Annotated in this window: 20 protein-coding genes; 12 read left to right on the top strand and 8 right to left on the bottom strand. The window is 67.0% G+C overall.

What is annotated here, in order from left to right:
• Nucleotides 1–310: 310 nt before the first annotated feature.
• A complete protein-coding gene (locus tag FHS82_RS01400; RefSeq protein WP_166947952.1) occupies nucleotides 311–1114 on the bottom strand; it encodes an undecaprenyl-diphosphate phosphatase in 804 nt (267 codons plus the stop codon).
• 363 nt (nucleotides 1115–1477) lie between these two features.
• Here FHS82_RS01400 and FHS82_RS01395 point away from each other — a divergent pair, with 363 nt between their 5' ends.
• The 3 genes from FHS82_RS01395 (at nucleotide 1478) to FHS82_RS01385 (ending at nucleotide 4325) form a co-directional block, all read left to right on the top strand.
• The gene (locus FHS82_RS01395) at nucleotides 1478–2170 is read left to right on the top strand and encodes a glutathione S-transferase family protein (RefSeq protein ID WP_166947950.1); all 693 of its coding nucleotides are present in this window, start codon (nucleotides 1478–1480) and stop codon (nucleotides 2168–2170) included.
• Between the two features lie 131 nt (nucleotides 2171–2301).
• The gene (gene queG, locus FHS82_RS01390; RefSeq protein ID WP_166947948.1) at nucleotides 2302–3426 is read left to right on the top strand and encodes a tRNA epoxyqueuosine(34) reductase QueG; all 1125 of its coding nucleotides are present in this window, start codon (nucleotides 2302–2304) and stop codon (nucleotides 3424–3426) included.
• Nucleotides 3423–4325 (top strand): NAD-dependent epimerase/dehydratase family protein, encoded by a 903-nt coding sequence (locus FHS82_RS01385; RefSeq protein ID WP_166947946.1) that lies wholly within the window; start codon nucleotides 3423–3425, stop codon nucleotides 4323–4325. The genes queG and FHS82_RS01385 overlap by 4 nt, the downstream gene beginning before the upstream one ends.
• Here FHS82_RS01385 and FHS82_RS01380 read toward each other — a convergent pair.
• The 5 genes from FHS82_RS01380 to petA all read right to left on the bottom strand — a co-directional run bounded on the left by FHS82_RS01380 (nucleotide 4315) and on the right by petA (nucleotide 8688).
• The gene (locus FHS82_RS01380) at nucleotides 4315–5100 is read right to left on the bottom strand and encodes a tRNA1(Val) (adenine(37)-N6)-methyltransferase (RefSeq protein ID WP_343042477.1); all 786 of its coding nucleotides are present in this window, start codon (nucleotides 5098–5100) and stop codon (nucleotides 4315–4317) included. The genes FHS82_RS01385 and FHS82_RS01380 overlap by 11 nt on opposite strands.
• A complete protein-coding gene (locus tag FHS82_RS01375; protein WP_166947944.1) occupies nucleotides 5097–5642 on the bottom strand; it encodes an adenine phosphoribosyltransferase in 546 nt (181 codons plus the stop codon). The genes FHS82_RS01380 and FHS82_RS01375 overlap by 4 nt, the downstream gene beginning before the upstream one ends.
• A 127-nt stretch (nucleotides 5643–5769) precedes the next feature.
• The gene (locus FHS82_RS01370; RefSeq protein ID WP_166947942.1) at nucleotides 5770–6705 is read right to left on the bottom strand and encodes a cytochrome c1; all 936 of its coding nucleotides are present in this window, start codon (nucleotides 6703–6705) and stop codon (nucleotides 5770–5772) included.
• A gap of 70 nt (nucleotides 6706–6775) precedes the next feature.
• Nucleotides 6776–8038, bottom strand: a complete 1263-nt coding sequence (locus tag FHS82_RS01365; protein WP_166947940.1) for a cytochrome b — start codon at nucleotides 8036–8038, stop codon at nucleotides 6776–6778.
• 89 nt (nucleotides 8039–8127) lie between these two features.
• Complete coding sequence (gene petA / locus FHS82_RS01360) at nucleotides 8128–8688, bottom strand: ubiquinol-cytochrome c reductase iron-sulfur subunit (RefSeq protein ID WP_166947938.1); 561 nt, start codon at nucleotides 8686–8688, stop codon at nucleotides 8128–8130.
• A gap of 487 nt (nucleotides 8689–9175) precedes the next feature.
• Here petA and FHS82_RS01355 point away from each other — a divergent pair, with 487 nt between their 5' ends.
• A complete protein-coding gene (locus FHS82_RS01355) occupies nucleotides 9176–9409 on the top strand; it encodes a YodC family protein (protein ID WP_166947936.1) in 234 nt (77 codons plus the stop codon).
• A gap of 180 nt (nucleotides 9410–9589) precedes the next feature.
• Here the strand turns inward: FHS82_RS01355 and FHS82_RS01350 are convergent, their stop codons facing one another.
• Nucleotides 9590–9856: a hypothetical protein gene (locus FHS82_RS01350; protein ID WP_166947934.1), complete on the bottom strand. Its 267-nt coding sequence runs from the start codon at nucleotides 9854–9856 to the stop codon at nucleotides 9590–9592.
• Nucleotides 9857–10085: 229 nt separating this feature from the next.
• Between FHS82_RS01350 and FHS82_RS01345 the strand changes: the two genes are divergently transcribed.
• Complete coding sequence (locus FHS82_RS01345; protein WP_166947932.1) at nucleotides 10086–10322, top strand: Lrp/AsnC ligand binding domain-containing protein; 237 nt, start codon at nucleotides 10086–10088, stop codon at nucleotides 10320–10322.
• Nucleotides 10323–10375: 53 nt separating this feature from the next.
• Entirely contained in the window at nucleotides 10376–12169 is a 1794-nt protein-coding gene (locus tag FHS82_RS01340) for an ABC transporter ATP-binding protein/permease (RefSeq protein ID WP_166947930.1), read from the top strand.
• A gap of 74 nt (nucleotides 12170–12243) precedes the next feature.
• Here FHS82_RS01340 and FHS82_RS01335 read toward each other — a convergent pair whose 3' ends face one another.
• Nucleotides 12244–12969: a DUF2076 domain-containing protein gene (locus FHS82_RS01335; protein ID WP_166947928.1), complete on the bottom strand. Its 726-nt coding sequence runs from the start codon at nucleotides 12967–12969 to the stop codon at nucleotides 12244–12246.
• Between the two features lie 247 nt (nucleotides 12970–13216).
• On the opposite strand from FHS82_RS01335, the gene FHS82_RS01330 reads away from it, so the two are divergent.
• From FHS82_RS01330 to FHS82_RS01305, 6 genes are all read left to right on the top strand, one after another.
• Nucleotides 13217–14098, top strand: a complete 882-nt coding sequence (locus tag FHS82_RS01330; RefSeq protein WP_166947926.1) for a TIGR01459 family HAD-type hydrolase — start codon at nucleotides 13217–13219, stop codon at nucleotides 14096–14098.
• A gap of 146 nt (nucleotides 14099–14244) precedes the next feature.
• Nucleotides 14245–15237 carry a bifunctional riboflavin kinase/FAD synthetase gene (locus FHS82_RS01325; RefSeq protein ID WP_166947924.1) on the top strand — a complete coding sequence of 331 codons (993 nt, stop codon included), beginning with the start codon at nucleotides 14245–14247 and terminating at the stop codon, nucleotides 15235–15237.
• 314 nt (nucleotides 15238–15551) lie between these two features.
• The gene (gene ileS, locus FHS82_RS01320; protein WP_166947922.1) at nucleotides 15552–18536 is read left to right on the top strand and encodes an isoleucine--tRNA ligase; all 2985 of its coding nucleotides are present in this window, start codon (nucleotides 15552–15554) and stop codon (nucleotides 18534–18536) included.
• A 20-nt stretch (nucleotides 18537–18556) separates the two neighbouring features.
• The gene (gene lspA / locus FHS82_RS01315; RefSeq protein WP_166948877.1) at nucleotides 18557–19048 is read left to right on the top strand and encodes a signal peptidase II; all 492 of its coding nucleotides are present in this window, start codon (nucleotides 18557–18559) and stop codon (nucleotides 19046–19048) included.
• Between the two features lie 126 nt (nucleotides 19049–19174).
• Nucleotides 19175–19861: a hypothetical protein gene (locus tag FHS82_RS01310; protein WP_166947920.1), complete on the top strand. Its 687-nt coding sequence runs from the start codon at nucleotides 19175–19177 to the stop codon at nucleotides 19859–19861.
• A 126-nt stretch (nucleotides 19862–19987) separates the two neighbouring features.
• Nucleotides 19988–21352, top strand: a complete 1365-nt coding sequence (locus FHS82_RS01305) for a M16 family metallopeptidase (RefSeq protein ID WP_166947918.1) — start codon at nucleotides 19988–19990, stop codon at nucleotides 21350–21352.
• The last annotated feature ends 28 nt before the right edge of the window (nucleotides 21353–21380 follow it).

The following is a 21380-nucleotide window of genomic DNA, read 5'->3' as shown; positions in this document are numbered from 1 at the left end:
CTTGTTGCCGAACTGTGGGGATGTCAGGGAAGCGACGAAAGAAAACGCGACGTCACCCCGGGACCCTGGCACCGCTGTTCCACCGTTCTCGAAGCGGGCCCTCTTGCACCAATGCTACCGCATTGCAGCAAAACCGTGTCAACAAACTCAAAATATGCTCTTCAAAACATCGTTCAAGATAAGCCGAAACATGTGAAGTGAAAATAACAACCCTGCCACTACCCTTGAAAATACATCGCGATTCCGCCCGGGGCGAGCCGGCGGGCGGTGCGGAATCCACAGCGCAGAGCAGAGGACGCGGGCGCGCCCGTCAGCCAAATACCATGAGCCCGGCAAGGCCCGCCGTGCCCACGATGATGCGCCACCACGCGAACACGCCCAGACCGTGGCGGGCCACGAAGACGAGCAGCGAGCGCACTACCAAGAGGCCTGACAGGAACGCCGCGATGAAACCGACCGTGATCAGCAGGCCGTCGTTGGCGTCCAGGTTCTTGTAGTTCTTCAGCAGGTCATAGGCGAAAGCCGCCGCCATGGTCGGCATGGCGAGGAAGAAGGAGAACTCCGTCGCCGCCCGCTTGTCGGCCCCGTTGAGCATGGCGCCGACGATGGTCGCGCCCGAACGCGACACGCCGGGGATCATCGCCACGCACTGGCACAGCCCGATGATGAGGCACGTGCGCAGCGGAAACTGCGTCGCATCGTGCAGGCGCGGCGAGAGCTTGACGTTATCCACCATGATCAGCACGAGCCCGCCCGTGATCAGCGACAGGCACACGATCCACGGATCGAACAGCACGTTCTTGATGAAGCCATGGGCAAGCGCGCCGACCACCACCGCCGGCAGAAACGCGACCAGCACGCCGAGCGCGAAGCGCTGCACGGCCGGATCGGTGCGGATGTCGCGCGCCATCGCGAACAGCCGGTGGAAATACACCAGCATGATGGCGAGGATGGAGCCGAGCTGCACCAGCACCTCGAATGTCTTGCCGTTCGATTCGAAGCCGATGAAATGGCCGAGCAGCAGCAGATGGCCCGTGGAGGAGACGGGAATGAACTCCGTCAGCCCCTCGACCACGCCCAGCGCCACCGCTTCCAGCAGATCGCCGATCACCATGATATTTCCCTTTTCGCGGATGTCTCGCCCGCCCGACGGTCCGTGCCGCCGCCCTCAGTTGTCCCGCGCCCCACCGGTTTTCGGGCGCACGATCCCTGCCGGAAAGCGGCGTCCATCTTCCGGGATCATGCGCTAACGTTCTGCCGGTGTAGCGTTAGCGAACCTTTAATGACATACTCGCTTAGGCCGGCAGCAGCGCATAAAATCGGTTGTTCACACCGCGAGCCGGCTCTATGAGTGGGCTGACAACCCGGATGGCTGACATCGTCTTGCAGGATTCCCCCGCGCATGTGTTGATCTGTCGACACCGCACGCGCGGTGCGGCACCGCAGCTTCCACCCCAGGGCTCGTTTGGCTGAATCGATGGCGACATTATTCCACTACCCCTTCTGCCCCCATTCGCGCTTCATTCGCCTCGTCATGGCCGAGATGGGCCTCGAATCCGCCCTGATCGAGGAAAAACCGTGGGAACGCCGCCATGAATTCCTGATCATGAACCCGGCCGGGAATCTGCCGGTGTTTCTGGAGGAACAGGGCTTTGCGGTGCCCGGCCCGGCCGTCATCGCGGAATATCTGGACGAGACGCGCGGCCTCGGCCTCGAAAACCGGCGCCTGCTGCCCGAGCAGTCCGCCGCGCGGGTGGAAGTGCGCCGGCTGATGGACTGGTTCCTGACCAAGTTTCATGCGGAAGTGTCGGACTATCTCGTGACGGAGAAGATCTACAAGCGCTTCATCAGCGTGGCCAACGGCGGCGGCCCGCCCGACATGAGCGCCATCCGCGCCGCGCGCGCCAACGTGCGCTATCACCTGAAGTACATCGGCTTCCTCATCGCCAAGCGCAACTGGCTGGCCGGGCCGGAACTCACCTACGCCGACCTCGCCGCCGCCGCCCACCTGTCGAGCGTCGACTATCTGGGCGACGTGCCGTGGGAGGAGGACGAAACCGCCCGCGCCTGGTATGCGCGGGTCAAGTCGCGCCCCTCATTCCGCCCCCTGCTGGCAGACCGCGTGCCGGGCATGCCGCCGGCCGCCCACTATGCCGATCTCGATTTCTGACGGGGTGTGATATAGATGGGGCGCCCCTTCGGCCGCCTGTCGCGAAAGCCCGTCGATTGCACATCCGCCCCTCGCCCGTTCCGGCCACGTCCCGATCTGCCGATGCCCGTCCGGCCGGCGGCGGGGCGGCGTTGAAGCAGGCGCTTGTAGCGCGGGCGCGGGCGGAGGGTTTCGACGTCGTCCGCGTCACGCGCGCGGATGCAATCCCGGAGGCGGGCGCGCGTCTCGAAAGCTGGCTTGCAGCCGGGCACCACGCCTCGATGGACTGGATGGCCCAGACCGCGGACAGGCGCGCCTCGCCGCACGCCTTGTGGCCGGAGGTACGCTCCGTCATTGTGCTCGCGATGAACTACGGCCCGGCCGACGACCCAATGGCGCTGCTCGCCCGCAGAAGCCACGGCGTCATCGCCGCCTACGCGCGCAACCGCGACTATCACGACATCATCAAGGGCAAACTCAAGCAGGTCGCCGGCTTTCTCGCCTCGCGCGCGGGGGAGGATGTGAAGGTGTTCGTCGACACCGCCCCCGTCATGGAAAAGCCGCTCGCGCAGGCCGCCGGGCTCGGCTGGCAGGGCAAGCATTCGGTCATCGTCTCGCGCGACCATGGCGGCTGGCTGCTGCTTGGCATCATCTTCACGACCGCCGACCTGCCGCCCGACACGCCGGAGCGGGACCATTGCGGCTCGTGCACGCGATGCCTCGACATCTGCCCCACCGGCGCCTTTCCCGCCCCTTACCAGCTCGACGCGCGCCGCTGCATCTCCTACCTCACCATCGAGCACAAGGGCGCGATCCCGCGCGCGTTCCGCGCCGCCATCGGCAACCGGGTGTTCGGCTGCGACGATTGCCTCGCCGTCTGCCCGTGGAACAAGTTCGCCGCAGTCGCGCGCGAGGCGAAGCTCATCGCGTGCGAAGAAAACGTGGCGCCACCGCTGGCGGAACTCGCTCGCCTCACGGATGCCGCCTTCCGCCTGCGCTTCGCCGGATCGCCCGTGAAGCGCACAGGTCGCGAGCGCTTCGTGCGTAACGTTCTGATCGCCATCGGCAACTCCGGCGATACCGCCCTCGTGGACGAGGCACGCGCGCTCATCGGCGATCCCTCGCCCGTGGTGCGCGCCGCCGCCGTGTGGGCGCTCGCACAGCTCCTGCCGGCGCAGGATTTCACCGCTCTCGCCCACACGCACCACCCGCGCGAGAGCGACGCGGAGGTAGCCGCCGAGTGGCAGGCGGCGCTCGACGAAAGGGGTGCGGCATGAGGCTGTTCATTTTCGGCGTCGGCTACACGGCGCAAGCCCTGATCGAGGCGCACCGGCCGCTCTTTTCCCGTATCGGCGGCACGGTCAGAACGGACGACAAGGCGCGCGCGCTGAGGGGGCGGGGCGTCGCCGCGCACGTCCTCAACGGCACCGCCGTCAGCGATTCGCTGCTGCGCGACATCTCGGACGCAGACGCGATTCTCGCCGGCATCCCGCCGGGTGAAGCGGGCGACCCGGCGCTCTCGCTGCTGCTCTCCGGCGGCGTCGAGATGCATGCGCGGTGGGTCGGCTACCTGTCCACGGTCGGCGTTTACGGCGATCACGGCGGCGCGTGGGTCGACGAAATGTCGCCTGCCGTCACCCGCGTTCCGCGCTCGCTGCGCCGGCTGGCCGCCGAGGAAAGCTGGCGGGCCCTTGCCGCCGCCGCCGGCGCGCGCGGCCTCGTCTTCCGGCTTCCCGGCATATACGGACCGGGCCGCAACACCTTACGCGACCTCGCCACCGGCACGGCGCGCAACATCGTGAAGGATGGACAGGTGTTCAACCGTGCCCATGTCGCCGACATCGCCGCCGCCATCGCCGCCGCGATACGGGACGAGACGGCCGACGGCATTTACAATGTGGCAGACGACGAGCCGGCCGCGCAGGGCGAGGTCGTGGCCTTCGCCGCCGGGCTACTCGGCGTTACGCCGCCCGCGCCGGTCGATTTCGCCACGGCGGAGCTGTCGGACATGGTGCGCAGCTTCCATCTGGAAAACAAGCGGGTCGCGAACGCGCGACTCAAGACGCTGCCGGGCTTCCGGCTCACCTACCCCACATACCGCGAGGGGCTCGCCGCCCTCCACGCACAGGGTGAAGGCCGTACAGCTACCGCGGCCCTTTCCCGGATCACGCCCTGACGGCGACGCGCGCCTCGCCACGATTGACGGCCTGCACCTGCGCCGTGAACGCCCCCTGCGCCGTGTGCAGCGTGAGTTGCGGCAGGATGCATAGCGGCGCACGCGATCCCTTGACGCCCGCGATCAGCAGGCGTGTGGCGGGCGCATCGGCGCGCGGATGGACGGGACGCACGGTGATGCCGCCGAACCGGCCCTCCAGGGCCGCAAGCAGGCCCTGCAGCGCATCCGCCCGGTGGATGGCGACGATCCATCCGCCCGGCCGCGTCACGTCGGTGCAGGCCCGCAGCCAATCGTCCAGCGTGCCACCTTCCAGCACATGGGCGGAACGTCTGGCGGCGTCCGGCGAGCGACGCACGGCGTTTTCATCGTGAAAGGGCGGATTCGTCAGCACCAGATCGGCCGTTTCCCGCAATCCGGCCGCCTGCCGGGCGGCGGCGGCGAACAGATCGACGGCGGCGAGGCGCACACGCTCCTCCAGCGCGTTCAGCACGATGTTCCGCTGCGCCAGCGCCGCCGCGCCGGCATCGCGCTCGACGAGCGTCACGGTCGCAAGCGGGTTGAGCGCCGCGGCCGCGAGCCCCACGGTGCCTACTCCCGCCCCGAGATCGGCGATATGCCCGTCGAAATCCGCCGGCACCGCCGCAGCGAGCAGCACGGCGTCCGTTCCTGCCCGGTGGCCGCGGCGCGGCTGGAGAAGCCGCAGCCGCTCAGCGAACAGGCGATCCTCGACGACATCGGCGCGATCGTCTGCCATCGTCACGTCGCCGTCGGTCATTCGCCCTCGAACGAGACCAGCGTGCGCACGGTGACCCCTTTCGCGCGCAGCTTTTCCGCTCCCCCGAGATCGGGCAGGTCAACGACGAAGACAGCGGCCACCACCTCGGCGCCGATCCGCCGCAGCAGATCGACTGCCGCAGTCGCCGTGCCGCCGGTCGCGATCAGGTCATCGACGAGGATGACCCGCTCGCCGGTGTCGATGGCGTCACGGTGCATCTCGATGGCGTCGAGGCCGTATTCAAGCGAGTAGGGGAGCGAGACGGTGTCGCGCGGCAGCTTGCCCTTTTTCCGGATCGGCACGAAGCCGGCGGAAAGCTGGTGCGCGACCGCGCCACCGAGAATGAAGCCGCGCGCCTCGATGCCGGCTACCTTGTCGATCTTGGCACCGGGCCAGGGCTGCACGAGTTCGTCCACGGCCCGCCGGAACGCCCGCGCGTTGCCGAGCAGCGTGGTGATGTCGCGAAACATCACCCCGGGACGCGGATAGTCGGGAATGGAGCGGATCGCCGCCCTGAGATCAGCCGTCGGATTGCTGCTCATGTCAAATCACCTTCGGCATTGTCGCGGGCCAGGTTCGCGGGCCGGAACATGATTCGAGAATAATGCCTTCCCGGCACGTGCCAAGCAGGAAAACCCCCTTGCGGGGGTTTTTCGTCAGCGTTCGCGCTTATGCGTGGTGTTCTTCCGCGTGGGTGCTGGCCCAGATCTTCTTCTTGGTGAAGTAGAGCAGCGCCGCGAACACGGCCAGGAAGATGATGACCCTGAAGCCCATCGCCTTGCGCGCTTCGAGATGCGGCTCGGCGGCCCACATCATGAAGGCGGTCACGTCGCGGGCGTATTGATCCACGGTCTCCGGCACCAGGGCGCGGCCGTCCTCGCCTCGCGGAAACTCCACCTGTTCGTTGGAAAGCGGCGGCGGCATCGCGATGAGATGGCCGGGAAAGAACTTGTTGTAGTACTGCCCGGGCTGCACCGTCACGCCTTCCGGCGCGTCCTCGTAGCCGGTGAGGATGGCGTGGATCAGGTCTGGCCCCTGCTCCTGATAGAGGGTGACGATGTCGAACAGGAAGGTGGGGAAGCCGCGCGTGTAGGTGCGGGCCTTGGCCAGCAGCGAGAAATCGGGCGGATAGGCGCCGCCGTTGGCCGAACGCGCCGCCTGCTCGTTGGGGAACGGCGAAGGGAAGCGGTCGGAAGCAACGCCGGGGCGCTCGAAATAGTCACCCGCGTCATTCGGCCCGTCCTGCACCTGGTAGGTGGCGGCGAGCGCCTTCACCTGATCTTCGGTGAAGCCCGGCCCGCCCGGCTCGGAGAGGTTGCGGAACGCCACCCGGCTCAGCGCGTGGCAGCTCGAACAGACCTCGCGATAGATCTTGAAGCCGCGCTGGAGCTGCGCGCGGTCGTAGCTGCCGAAGGGGCCGGCGAACGACCACGACACCGCCGGCGGATGAATGGCCTCGGCCGCCCGCGCCGGGGCGGCGCCGGGCAGGGACAGCCCCGCCAGAAGGCCCGCGGCGGCGCCGAGCGTCAGGAGGAAGCCCCGCAGCCCGCGCCCGATGGAGGACGCCGCCGAGGCGATGGCGCCGACACGCTTGTTCTGGCTCATGTCCTGCTTTCCCTGCGCAACCAGGCAGCTTTCGTCGCTTGCGACAGTCGTCAACATATCTGCCCTCATGTCAAACGTTACTGCCTGCGGCTGCAACCGCCGCGCCTTGCGGCTTCGCCAGCACCGACTCCGCGATCGAGTTCGGGAGCGGCTTCGTCTTTTCGAAGAGCCCCAGCAGCGGCAGGATGACCAGGAAGTGGGCGAAGTAGTAGACCGTCAGAATACGGGAGGCGATGACGTATCCGCCTTCGGCCGGCATGGCGCCCAGATAGCCGAGGCCGATCGCCACCAGCACGAACACCCAGAACAGCTGCCGGTAGAGCGGGCGATAGACGGCGGAGCGCACCTTCGACGTATCGAGCCACGGCAGGAAGGCCAGCACGGCGATGGAGCCGAACATTGCGATGACGCCGCCGAGCTTGGAGGGAATGGCGCGCAGGATGGCGTAGAACGGCAGGAAGTACCATTCCGGCACGATGTGCGCGGGCGTCACCAGCGGGTTGGCCTGGGTATAGTTGTCGGCGTGGCCAAGGTAGTTCGGCGTGTAGAACACGAACCACGAGAAGAAGATGAAGAAGACGATGACGCCGAACATGTCCTTGATCGTCGCATGCGGCGTGAAGGGCACCGAGTCCTTGCGGATATCCTTGATCTCGACGCCGGTCGGGTTGTTCTGCCCGACATGGTGCAGCGCCCAGATGTGGAGCACGACCACGCCCGCGATCATGAACGGCAGCAGATAGTGCAGGGAGAAGAAGCGGTTCAGCGTCGGGTTGTCGACCGAGAAGCCGCCCCACAGCCACGTCACGATCGGATCGCCCACGAACGGCAGCGCCGAGAAGAGGTTGGTGATCACGGTCGCGCCCCAGAAGCTCATCTGGCCCCACGGCAGCACGTAGCCCATGAACGCGGTGGCCATCATCAGCAGGAAGATCACGACGCCCAGTATCCAGAGCACCTCGCGCGGCGCCTTGTAGGAGCCGTAGTAGAGGCCGCGGAAGATGTGGATGTAGACCGCGATGAAGAACATCGACGCGCCGTTGGCGTGCAGATAGCGCAGCAGCCAGCCGAAGTTCACGTCGCGCATGATGTGCTCGACCGACGAGAAGGCCAGCGTGACGTGCGGCGTGTAGTGCATCACCAGCACGACGCCGGTGAGGATCTGCGCGATCAGCATGAAGGAGAGGATCGCGCCGAACGTCCACAGGTAGTTGAGGTTCCGCGGCGTGGGAAAGGCGACGAACGACGAATGGACGAGGCTGATGATCGGCAGCCGGCTTTCCAGCCACTTCGTCAGGCCGGTCTGGGGAACGTAGGTCGAATGTCCGTGCATGGCTCTTCTCGGCTTCAGCGCATCAGGGGTCGCTGTTCTGGCTGCGGTCTACCCGAGTAACGGTCTACCCAAGTCAACCGGTACGCATGTCAACCGATACGGATCGCCGTATCGGAGACGAACTGATAGGCCGGAATGTGCATGTTCTCCGGCGCGGGCCCGCGCCGGATGCGCCCGGCCGAATCGTAGTGCGAACCATGGCAGGGGCAGAACCAGCCATCGTAGTCGCCCTGGCTGCCGAGGGGGACGCACCCAAGATGCGTGCAGATGCCGATCATGACGAGCCAGGCTTCCTTGCCCTCGGCGGCGCGGTTGGTGTCGCTCGCCGGCGCGTCGGCGGGCAGGTTGCCGTTACGGGCCAGGGGGTCGACGAGGTCGCTGATCTGGACGGCCTTCGCTTCCTCGATCTCCTTGGGCGTGCGGTGGCGGATGAACACGGGCTTGCCGCGCCATTTCACTGTGATGCTCTGCCCTTCGGCGACCTGCCCGACGTCGACTTCCACCGAACTCAGCGCCAGCGTTGAGGCGTCCGGGTTCATCTGGTTGATAAACGGCCAGGCAAGCGCGGCAGCGCCCACTGCGCCCATGGCGCCCGTCGCGATGTAGAGAAAGTCTCGCCGTGTCGGCTCGACGCTCGCAGTCTCTGCCACGTTGCCCCCCAAATCGTTCTCCGCCGCACAGCCGCCGTGCCCGGCAACCACCGCCGGACCGGAAAACCGCGCGAACCACCTGCGTTACCACGACATACGCCGCTTGCCGGCGCATCGAGCGCACGACGGATACCCCCCGGCCGGGCGGCCGGGATTTCCATCCTTCGGCTCTTTGGCATGGTTCCAGAACCATGTCCAGAGTTACACTACAACAGTCTTAAAATGCAACGGCGATTCGCCACGGCCAAGCAAGGCCCGGCCTTGCGGCGCGAGGCTGGCGGCAAAACCGCGCAGGGCGCTTGCGCTGTTAGCCGTAAACCTGTCACATGGGCCTGCTAAAGCGTTTTTCGGGCGTGCTAAAGCGTTTTCCGGTTCGGAAGGTTGCCCGGCTCGCGGTTCGGCGCGCTTGTGGTGGGGTGCTTCTCGCTCCACCAGAAAGCGCACAGTTCATCGGTCTTTTGTGCCATCTCGTTGGGAGGAGACAGACATGAGTTTCACCGTTGGCGACGTTGTCATGCTCAAATCGGGCGGTCCGGCACTCACGGTCACGGCAGTCGACGACAAGGGCGTTTCCGTTGTCTGGTACGCCGACAGCGAGGACAACTTCCGCAACACCGTGCTTCCGCCCGAAACCCTCATCCTGTTCGACGACGAGGACGACATCGACGTCGAGGAAGAGGATGACGAGGAAGAGGAAGACGACGAAGACGACATAGCGTAACAGCCCGTTACGCGAATCAGGCGTCACCGTTTTCCGGGACCGCGAGGGCGGCCCCGGAATTGTGGCGTTTGTATTGGTGCTGGCGCCGGGCAGGCCCGCGCGCGATGCGTTACAGGGTCGCTTGCGTCACATCATCGCAGGCCGTGCGCACACGCCTCGTCCCGCCTCGACGGGCCGCCGTCAGTCGGCGGGAACGCGGCGGACGATGAATTCGATTCGCCCGTCTCCCAGTTCGCGCCAGCTCTCGACCTCGGTCACATAGGCGGACCGCCGCAAGCGGTCCATCCATTCGCGCACCTTCATGCGCGCCTTCTCACGCGGCAGAATGTAGGTTTCCCGCCAGCAGCACAGGGTGGTGCCGGCAGCATCGCGCTGCCGCGCGACCACGTCGCGGCGCCAGGCGAGACGCCGGGCAATCTGGTCGGGCAGATAGACGTTGCGGGCCATCGTTGATTCCCTGCGGGTCAGGTCAACCCTGACGACCCGGCAACTGTAGCCGCCCGCCAGAGACCTGACGATACCCGCGCAGAACTTGCGATATTATTTTATTCTTCTGCCGACGGCGTGCCGTTCTCCGGGCGTGCGCGCGGACGCTTGCCATCCGGCTTCCGGCTGGCGCATAAGATGGAGAAACGGCGGTCGGTTCCCCGCCGGCCTATCGGGGAGAGTGAGGGCGATGCAGACCTTTTTTGTCGAGATCAAGTGCCTGCTCGGACAGACCTACGCCGTCGCCAGCGCGCTGGCGGATCGGGAAATCGCGTCCGAGATCTATTCCATCGCCGGCGACTATGACATTCTCGCCAAGTTCCATGTCGATGCCGGTGTCGATGTCGGCCATTTCGTGGGTGAGAAGGTGCAGACCATCGACGGCATCTCCGACACGCGCACGATCATCACCTTCAAGGCCTTCTGAGCAGCCGTGCGTCCTTCCGCGAATGTCCGTCCCTCCATGAAAAAGCGTATCCTATGCACGGGCTGAAGAGCGCACTCCTCACCATCTGGCGGCTCATCCTGCCCTATGCCACGACGCGCGACGCGGGCGAGATGACCATTCCGCTTATCGGTCGCGTGCGCCTGCAGGAGAGATGGATCGGGATCGGGCTTTTCATCTCGCTCATCCTGATCAACCTGTTCCAGGTCGCGCTGAACGTGCGCCTCAGCTACTTCTCGCGCGATCTCTACAACGCCCTGCAGGAGATGGATGCGGCAGCCTTCTGGCACCAGCTTCTGGCCGTCTTCTCGCCGCTCGCCGCCGTCTGGATCGCGATCGCGATCCTTGAGATCGTCGTGCAGTACATCTTCCACATCCGCTGGCGGGCGTGGATGACGCGCCGCTATATCGACAACTGGCTCTCCGGCAGCGCGCACTACAAGATGCAGCTTTCGGGCGCGGAGGCCGACAATCCGGACCAGCGCATCGCGGAAGACATCAACCTGTTCATCGCCAACACGCGCACGCTCAGCCTCGGGCTGCTGTCGCAGGTCGCGACACTCGCCTCCTTCGCGGCTATCCTGTGGTCGCTGTCCGAGAACTTCACCCTGCCGGGCACCGATATCGCCGTGCCGGGGCTCCTGCTGTGGGTGGCGCTGATCTATGCGGTGCTCGGCACGTGGCTCACGCATATCATCGGCCGGAAGCTGATCGGCCTGAACTTCGCCCAGCAGCGCTACGAGGCCGATTTCCGCTTCTCCCTGGCGCGCCTGCGCGAATACGGCGAGCAGGTGGCGCTGCTGTCGGGCGAGAACGCGGAGAAGGAGCAGCTCGGCCAGAAGTTCGGCCGCGTGATCGACAACTTCATGGCGATCCTCAACCGGCAGAAGAAGCTGACGCTGTTCACCGCCTCCTTCTTCCAGGCCAGCGTCGTCATCCCCTATCTCTTCGTGGCGCCCTACCTGTTCCTGAAGAAGGTGACGCTCGGGCAGATGATGCAGACGGTGGATGCCTTCTCTCGCGTGCAGGGCGCGCTGACCTTCTTCATCTCCGCCTATACCACGGTCGCCGACTACAAGGCGGTGGTCGACCGCCTGTCGAGCTTCGAACATGCCATCGACGCCACGCGCCGGCAGGAACAGCGGCCGGGCGTACAGCCCCTGCTAGACCATCCGGTCCGGCCCACGTCCGATAACGGCGCCATCGTCATCTCGTCGGTCGACCTGCGCCTGCCCTCGGGCCGCACGGTGCTGTCGATCCCGGATCTCGTGCTGAACAAGGGCGAGCGTGCGCTCGTCACCGGTCGTTCCGGCGTCGGCAAGTCGACGCTGTTTCGCGCAATCGCCGGCATCTGGCCCTTCGGCGCGGGCCGCATCGCCCTGCCGAAAGGCGCCAGCGTGATGCTGCTGCCGCAGCGGCCCTACATTCCGATCGGCACCCTGCTCGACGCCGTCTCCTATCCGTCGACGAGCGACATCTACCCGAAGGAGGAGGTCGCGCACGCGCTCCAGGCGGTACATCTCGGCCATCTCGCCCCTCACCTCGACGACGAGGGGCTCTGGGGGCTCACGCTGTCGCTCGGCGAGCAGCAACGCCTCTCGGTGGCGCGCGCCCTGCTCGCGAAGCCCGACTGGCTGCTGCTCGACGAGGCAACCGCCGCGCTCGACGAACCGATGGAAAAGGAAATGTACGCGCTGCTCGCCGAAAGGCTGCCGCACACGACAATCGTCTCCATCGGGCACCGTTCCACGCTCGACGCCTTCCACGACCGGCGCATCGAACTCACGGCCGCGGGCGTCGGGAAGGATACCGCGCTCACGCCCGCATAAAGCGGCTCAACGAAAAACACCCCGGCGCGAGCCGGGGTGTCGAAAAAGCCGTCCGGAAGAACAGCGGTCGCGAATCAGACCCAGTCGTCGCCGCCGCCGCCGCCGAAGTCGTCGAAACCACCGTCGGCGCTTTCGTCATAGCTGGCGTCCTGATAGGTGGCGTCGTTGCCAGCGTCGGCCGTATCCTGAGCCGAAGTGTCCTGAGCCGAGGCATCCTGCGCCGAAGCGTCGTTGGCGGACGAGGCCGCCCCGGCATCAGCGGCCTGCGCCCCGCCGTTGAGGCCGAAGGCGTTGGCGAGCACGTTGCCGATCAGCAGGCCGCCGGCGACGCCGGCCGCCGTCGTCATGGCAGAAGCGAGGAAGCCGCCGCCGCCGGCCCCGCCGCGATTGCCCCACGGGCCGGGCTGGGCACCCTGCGCGCCCCACGGCCCCTGCTGACCATCCTGCCCGTTCCTCGGCCCGTTACCCTGTTGCGGGTTGTTGGGCCGCGCGGCGGCGGGACGCGCCTGCTGCGCGGGCGGCGTCGAGGCGCCGAAAAGGCTCGACAGGAAGCCGCCGCTGGCGGCGGGCGCCGCCTTGACCTGCGCGACCTCATCTTCCAGCGCGTTGACGCGGTCGTTGAGCGTGGTGAGCGCCTGCTCCTGCACGTGCACGATCTGCGCCAGCAGATAGGCGGCGCCGGGCTGACCGGCGAGACGGTTGGCGATCAACGCCTCGGCTTCAGGGTCACGCGGCTGGCCTTCGGCCTGCTTCAGCCGGTCGAAAATTCCATTGATAACGTCACGTTCCTGCGGATTCATTGCATGGCCCTCTTGAAGCAAGATTCCAGATTCCGGACGCTCCTCGCGAAGCGTCGGATGCCGCAGAAGTAGGAAGCCGCGGCGCGTTCGCCAATGGGGGGACGGCAATAACAAATCCGTGACCGGCGATCGCGCCTCGCGCGGCCTTGACAGACAGGGCCGATGACCTGTAGCGCCAGAACATCGCACCGAGATATCGCATCAGGATGGCGCCGCGCGGCCATCCGCACCCCGGACGGCATTGCCCATGACCTCACCGAACGACAACGCCACGGAAGTAATCGCCGGCCTCGGCACCATCGCCGACCGTTACGACGTGCTGCTGTGCGACGTCTGGGGCGTACTGCACAACGGCGTCGCGGCCTTTCCGGAAGCGGGCGAGGCGCTGGCGCGGTTTCGCGCGCGCGGCGGCACCGTCGTCCTCATCACCAACGCGCCGCGCCCGCACGGCGTCGTGCGCGTGATGCTCGACGGCCTGAACGCCCGCAGCGACGCCTATGACGCCATCGTCACCTCGGGCGACGTCACGCGGGGCGAGATCGCGGCCCGGCATGGCCTGCCGGTCTGGCATCTGGGCCCGGCGCGCGACCTGCCGGTCTTCGAGGGGCTCGACGTTTCGCTCGCCGCGCTGGAGGATGCCGCCTATGTCGTGTGCACCGGCCTCTTCGACGACGACACCGAAACGCCCGACGACTACGCCGACAGGCTGCGGGCCATGGCTGAGCGGCGGCTGACGATGGTCTGCGCGAACCCGGATCTCGTGGTGGAGCGGGGCCATGAGCTGATCTACTGCGCCGGCGCCATCGCGGCCGCCTATGAAGCCATCGGCGGGCGATCGATCTATGCCGGCAAGCCGCACCTGCCGATCTACGCCCGGGCGATCGAACGCGCCGTCGCCGTTCGCGGAGCGGCGCCGGACGCGCGGCGCGTGCTCGCCATCGGCGACGCCCTGCGCACCGATATCGCCGGCGCGCGGGCGGCCGGCTTCGACTCGCTGTTTGTCGCGCGCGGCATTCACGCCGCCGAGACGCTTGACGACCGGGGGCATATCGACGAAACCCGCCTCTCCAGCCTCATCGCCGGCCGGCAACCGTCGCCGACAGTGGCGATCGAGCGGCTGGTCTGGTAGAGAAGTCCGCCGGGAACGGACGCACGATTCCCGAAAACGGATGCCCCTTTCCGGAAAAGATCGTGCATAAACAACCGGAGCGGGCGGGTGGCGATTCGCGGAAAAGTCGTCCCGCTCAAGTCACGCGAAACCGCATCGAACCGAGCATGACCGCACCCCTGCCGCATCTTCCCCTCTCCCCGCCCCGCATCGTGCGCGGTTTCGATCCGCTGCCGGAGGGGTTTGAGCGGCCGGTGATCGCCATCGGCAATTTCGACGGCGTGCATCGTGGGCATCAGGCCGTGATCGGTGCGGCGCACGCACTTGCCCGCGACCTCGGCAGACCGGCAATTGTGCTGACGTTCGAGCCGCATCCGCGCCGCTTCTTCGCGCCGGCGAAGCCGATGTTCCGCATCACGCCCGTGCCGCTGAAGGCGGCCGTCACCGTCGCGTTCGGCGTGGACGCCGTCATCGAATTCGTCTTCGACGCCGCCTTCGCCGGCCTGACGGCGGCGGAGTTCGTGGACGACGTGCTCATCACGCGCTACGCCGCCTCGGGCGTCGTTGTCGGCCACGATTTCCATTTCGGCAAAGGCCGCGAGGGTTCGCCTGCTTTCCTCCAGCATCACGCCCGCCGCCACGACCTGCCGGTCGTCGTCGTGGAACCTGTGCTGGAGGCGGATACGCCCGTCTCGTCGAGCGCCATCCGTGACGCGCTCGTGGCAGGCGACATCGCCACGGCGAACCATCTGCTCGGCTATCGCTGGCTCATGCAGGCGGAGGTGGTGCACGGCGATGCGCGCGGGCGCACGCTCGGCTATCCCACCGCGAACATGCGCCTCGACGCTGCCTGCGGCCTGCGCCACGGCATATACGCCGTGCGGGTGCGGGTGGACGGCATCATGCACGCGGGCGTCGCCAGCTTCGGCCGCCGCCCCACCTTCGACGACGGCGCGCCGCTGCTCGAAACCCATCTGTTCGACTTCTCGGGCGATCTCTACGGCAAGCAGCCGGAGGTCGAGTTTCTGGCCTGGCTGCGCCCGGAGCTGAAGTTCGACAACGTCGACGCGCTTGTCGTCCAGATGGACCGCGACAGCGCCGAGGCAAGGGCGATCGCGACCCGGCCGCCCGATCCGCGCGCTCCCTCGCTGCTTGGCTGATCCGCGGCGGGGCTTTTGCGGCGCATTCCCCTTTACGTGCCGATCTTCCGGCTGCTAGAAGTCTGCCATGAAACATAGCGTCATGACATATCGCTGCATTTGCGACCCCATGGGCATGCCCACGTGCATGCCCATGCCCGCATGGGGCCAAAGGGGCAGCAGGCGAATTAACGGCCCGGCCCCGGTGACCGCCTCGCCTCTTCCGATGGCGATACGGGCCGGGTCCGGGAGGAGATGACCGCTAACTGCGGTCCTGGATTATATCGCCTTACTCCGGCGTTCTCTCGCCGTGTTTACCGAGACGTTGCCCTTCCATGACAAATACAGACAAGACGACTTCCGACAACGCCGCCCGCGACTACACGGACACCCTGTTCCTGCCGAAGACCGATTTTCCCATGCGCGCGGGCCTGCCGCAGCGCGAGCCGGAAATTCTCGCCCGCTGGCAGAAGAACGGCCTCTACGGCCAGTTGCGCGAGGCCGGCAAGGGGCGCAAGCGCTTCGTGCTGCACGACGGCCCCCCCTACGCTAACGGCAATATCCATATTGGCCATGCCCTCAACAAGGTGCTGAAGGACATGATCGTGCGGGCCCAGTCCATGCTGGGCCACGATGCGAACTATGTGCCGGGCTGGGACTGCCACGGCCTGCCGATCGAATGGAAGATCGAGGAGCAGTATCGCGCCAAGGGCCGCGACAAGGACGAGGTGCCGGTCGTCGAGTTCCGCCGCGAATGCCGCGCTTTCGCCGGGCACTGGGTCGACGTGCAGCGGGAGGAATTCAAGCGTCTCGGCGTCGTGGGCGACTGGGAGCATCCCTACCTCACCATGGCGCTGCCCGCAGAGGCGCAGATCGCGCGCGAGATCATGAAGTTCTCCGCTTCCGGCCAGCTTTATCGCGGCTCGAAGCCGGTGATGTGGTCCGTCGTCGAGCGCACCGCGCTGGCCGAGGCGGAGGTCGAGTATCACGAGCACACCTCGCCGAGCATCTTCGTCGCCTTTCCCATCGTCGACACGGACGACGCGGGCCTGAAGGACGCGCGCGTCGTCATCTGGACCACGACGCCGTGGACCATCCCGGCCAACCGCGCCATCGCCTATTCCCGCGACATCGCCTACGGCCTCTACGAGGTGACCGAGGCGCCCGCCGACAACTGGGTGCGCCCGGGCGCGAAGCTGCTGATCGCAGACAAGCTGGCGGAGGGCCTGTTCAAGGCCGCGCGCGTCGAGGCGTTCCGCAAGGTGCGCGCCGTCGATCCGGCGGCGATCCGCGCGGCGGCGCATCCCCTGCGCGGCAAGGGCTATGAGTTCGACGTGGTGCTCGTCGCCACCGACTATGTCACCGACGACGCCGGCACGGGCTTCGTCCACACCGCGCCAGGCCACGGCGCGGACGACTACAACGCCTATCTCGCCAACCGCGCCCTCTTCGCCGCCGCCGGCACCGTGGAGCTGCCGCACACTGTCGGGCCTGACGGCACATACTATCCGCATGTGCCCCTGTTCGCGGGCGCGCGGGTGCTCGACGACAAGGGCAAGGAAGGCGACGCCAACGAGCGCGTCATCGCGGCGCTGCGGGAGGCGGACGCACTCGTGGCGCGCGGGCGCATCAAGCATCAGTATCCGCATTCCTGGCGCTCCAAGGCGCCGGTCATCTACCGCAACACACCGCAATGGTTCATCGCCATGGACAAGCCCATCGATGGACCGAACGGCGCCACGCTGCGCGAGCGCGCGCTCAAAGCCATCACGCAGACGCAGTGGGTGCCAGCCTCCGGCGAGAATCGCATCACCGGCATGATCGCCAACCGTCCGGACTGGGTGGTGTCGCGCCAGCGCGCCTGGGGTGTGCCGATCACGGTTTTCGTGCGCGAGGACGATTCGGGCAACGTCACCGATATCGCCCCCGGCCACGGTTTCGCGCATAACGCGGAACTGGCGAAGCGCATCGCCGACGCCTTCGAGGCGGAGGGCGCCGACGCCTGGTTCAATGCCGATCCGCGCCGCTTCCTCGAAGGGCTCGTGGACGATCCGGCCGCCTGGGCGCCGGTCAACGACATTCTCGACGTGTGGTTCGACTCGGGCTCCACCCATGCCTTCACGCTGGAGGTGCGCGACGACCTCAGGACCAACCGCGTCATCGACGGCGGGCCGGACAGGGTGATGTATCTCGAAGGCTCCGACCAGCATCGCGGCTGGTTCCACTCGTCGCTGCTGGAAAGCTGCGGCACGCGCGGGCGCGCGCCCTACGACGTGGTGCTGACCCACGGCTTCGTGCTCGACGAGCGCGGCGAGAAGATGTCGAAGTCGAAGGGCAATGTCACCGCGCCGCAGGACGTGATCAAGACCTCCGGCGCGGACATCCTGCGCCTGTGGATCGCGGCCTCGGACTATTCGGACGACCTGCGCATCGGCCCGGAGATCGTGAAAACCTTCGCGGAGACATACCGCAAGCTGCGCAACACGATGCGCTGGATGCTGGGCTCGCTGCACCACTTCGACGGCAGCCGCCTCGTGGTCTACGAGGCACTGCCGGAACTCGAACAGCTCATCCTGCACCGCGTCGCGGAACTCGACGAGGAAGTGCGCGCCGCCTATGCGGCCTTCGACTACAAGCGGATCGTCGCCGTGCTGTCGGCGTTCATGAACACCGATCTGTCGGCATTCTACTTCGACATCCGCAAGGACACGCTCTATTGCGATCCGCGCTCCAGCAAGACGCGGCTCGCTGCGCTCACCGTCATCGATCAGGTGTTCCGCACCGTCACCACGTGGCTCGCGCCCATACTCGCCTTCACGGCGGAGGAGGCGTGGCTGTCGCGTTTCCCCTCGGAGACGGGCTCCGTTCACCTTGAGCCTTTCCCGCAGATTCCGCCCACCTGGCGCAACGATGCGCTGAAGGCGAAATGGGAGAAGGTGCGCGACGTCCGCCGCGTCGTCACCGGCGCGCTTGAGATCGAACGCGCTGCCAAGCGCATCGGATCGAGCCTTGAAGCGGCGCCGCGCGTGTTCGTCGATGACGAGGCGCTGCGCGCCGTCCTGAACGGGCTGCCCTTCGCCGACATCTGCATCACCTCCGGCATCCACGTCGAGGCGGGCGACGGGCCGGCGGACGCCTTCCGCCTGCCGGAAGTGCCCGGCGTCGCGGTCGTGTTCGAGCGCGCCGCAGGTCGCAAGTGTGCCCGCTCGTGGAAGATCCTGCCCGAAGTCGGCACCGACCCCGACTATCCCGACGTCACCCTGCGCGATGCCGAAGCGCTACGGGAATGGGACGCCGTCCACCAGGCGCGCTCCGCATGAACGACGTGACGCGCGGCGCCATCACCCCGCAGCAGGCCGGCATCATCGCGGCGCTGGCCACGCTCGTCCTCGACCAGGCGACGAAGCTTTGGGTCTATCACGTCCTCGACATCGCCACGCGCGGGGCCGTGGAGGTGACGCCGTTCTTCAACATCGTGCTGGTCTGGAACCGCGGCGTCTCCTACGGCCTGTTCCAGCAGGACAGCGACCTGGGCCGCTGGCTGCTTGTCGGCGTATCGGTGGGCGCGGCCATCGTGATGGCCGTCTGGGCGCGCCGGGCGCGGACGACGCTCGTCGGCGTCTCGCTCGGGCTGATTCTGGGCGGGGCCGTCGGCAACGCCATCGACCGCAGCGTCTATGGCGCGGTGCTCGACTTCCTGCACCTCCACGCCTTCGGCTTCAGCTGGTACGTGTTCAACGTGGCCGACGCCGCCATTGTTGCCGGGGTGGCCGGACTTCTGTATGATTCGCTCGTCATCGAGCGGCGAAAAGGGGCTTCGGACGGAAAATGAGCCGTTGCCCCATTATCGCCGCAGACAGCCGGGACGATAGGCGGCAGGATGCGGCGGCGCGGTTACGGCTCGCGGGCCGACGGATTGGGCGGGGCGGGCAAGCTCTGCGGCGGAACGGGATGGGACATGACGCGCGTTGATCTTAAAAAGGCCGGACTTGTCATTGGCACGGTTTGCGCCGGTCTGGCTTTCGGCATGGCGGCGGGATCGTCGGAAGCTCTGGCGCAGGAACGCGACACCACCGGCGTCTTCATGAAAGACGTGCTGGGCAAGCTCGGCATCATCGAGGGCGACGCCCCCACTATCGACTATCAGGAGCGCGCGCCGCTCGTGCTGCCGCCCAGTGCCGGCAACAACCTGCCGCCACCTCGCGCGGCGGGCGGCGGCCATCCGAACTGGCCGACGGACCCGGATGTCGCCGCGCGCCGGCGGGCGATCGAAGCCGCCAACAAACCTGTGCCAGTCAACCGCGACAACGAGGAAGCCCGCCCTCTGAGGCCGGACGAACTGCGCGCCGGGCGGCGTGTCGGCGGCGGCGGTGTGCCGGCGCCCACAGCCGACGATTGCCATGGCGACGCCTGCAGCGCACGGCCGCTCGACCCGCGCCAGCTGCGCGGCACTGCGTCGCAGAAGGAGAAAGAGCCGGCCGTCGCCTACGGGAAGGAGCCGGCACGCGCGACTTTGACCGAGCCGCCGAAAGGCTACCGCATGCCCTCCGACAAGGCGCGGATTCCGGAGCCGGAGGTCACGCCGGTGGATCGCCTCGATCCCGCGAGCCCCTACTTCTTCCTCAACAGCCAGAATCGCAATTGATGCGGGAGCGGGGCCGTCCGGATTCGGCGCGCCCCCTGTCACGGATCGCGCACCGGGCCGCATCGGCGGGCGGTTCCGTGCCGTCCGATCCTTCCCTCCGACGCGCCCTGAACAAGTGAGTTGTGCATGACCAGTCCATTTTCCGGCCCGGATTCCAGCGGCGCGAGTTCCACGGGTGAAGGCTCCATCTCCGCCGCCGGACAGGCCGCCGGCACCGGAACCAGCACGAAGGCAGGGCCGGAAGTGGTGACCCGCACGCTCGCCAACGGCCTCGACGTCGTCGTGATTCCTGACAGGCGGGTGCCGGTCGTCACCCATATGGTGTGGTACCGCAACGGCTCGGGCGATGATCCGCTACGCAAGTCCGGCATCGCGCATTTTCTCGAACATCTGATGTTCAAGGGCACGGCGACACACCCGGCCGGCGAGTTCTCGCACCTCGTGGCAAGTCTCGGCGGGCAGGAAAACGCCTTCACCTCCTATGACTACACCGCCTATTACCAGCGCATCGCGAAGGAGCATCTCGGCACGATGATGGCCTTCGAGTCCGACCGCATGACCGGCCTCACGCTGGACGACGCGGCCGTGGACCCGGAACGGCTCGTCGTGCTGGAGGAGCGGCGCATGCGCACGGACACCGATCCATCGGCGCAACTGTCGGAGGCGCTCGCCGCCACGCTTTACACGCACAATCCCTACGGCACCCCGATCATCGGCTGGCAGCACGAGATCGAGACCCTCGACCGGCACGACGCGCTCGCCTACTATCGGCGCTTCTACACGCCGGAGAACGCGATACTGGTCGTTGCCGGCGACGTGGAGGCCGATGAGGTGATCGCGCTGGCCGAAAGCACCTATGGCCGGATCGCCGCCCGCGGCGAACGGCCGCAGCGCCAGCGCCCGCGCGAGCCCCTTCCCGTTGCCATGAAGCGCGTTTCAGTCGCGGATGCGCGTGTTGAGCAGCCCTACCTGCAGCGCGCGTGGCTCGTCCCCTCCGTGCGCACCCAGACCGGGCAGGAGGCCTATGCGCTTGAGCTGCTGGCCGAAATTCTGGGCGGGGGGCCGACGTCCCTGCTCTACCGCCATCTGGTGCTCGACCAGGGCGTGGCGGTGAACGCCGGCGCGAGCTACCATGCCACGATGCTCGACGATTCCCGCTTCGACATCTATGCCGTGCCGGCATCAGGCGTCACGCTCGACGCGCTGGACGAGGCGGTGGGCAAGGTCGTGACGCGCCTCGTCGAGGACGGCGTGAACGAGGCGGAGCTGACGCGCGCGCGCACCCGTTTCGTCTCCGAGATGATTTATGCGCAGGACAGCCAGGTGCACATGGCCCATATCTACGGGTCGGCGCTCGCCATCGGCGAAACCGTGGCGGACGTTCAGCAGTGGACGGACCGCATCGAGGCGGTCGATGCGGGTGCCATTCAGGAGGCGGCGCGGCGTTTCCTGAGCCGGCCGCACACATCCGGCTTCCTGCTGCCCGCATGACGACGCCGGCCGCCTTCCGCGCCTGATC

Origin of the sequence: Pseudochelatococcus lubricantis (assembly GCF_011762225.1) — a bacterium.
Lineage (GTDB): Bacteria > Pseudomonadota > Alphaproteobacteria > Rhizobiales > Beijerinckiaceae > Pseudochelatococcus > Pseudochelatococcus lubricantis.
This window is presented reverse-complemented; position numbering and strand designations above follow the sequence as displayed.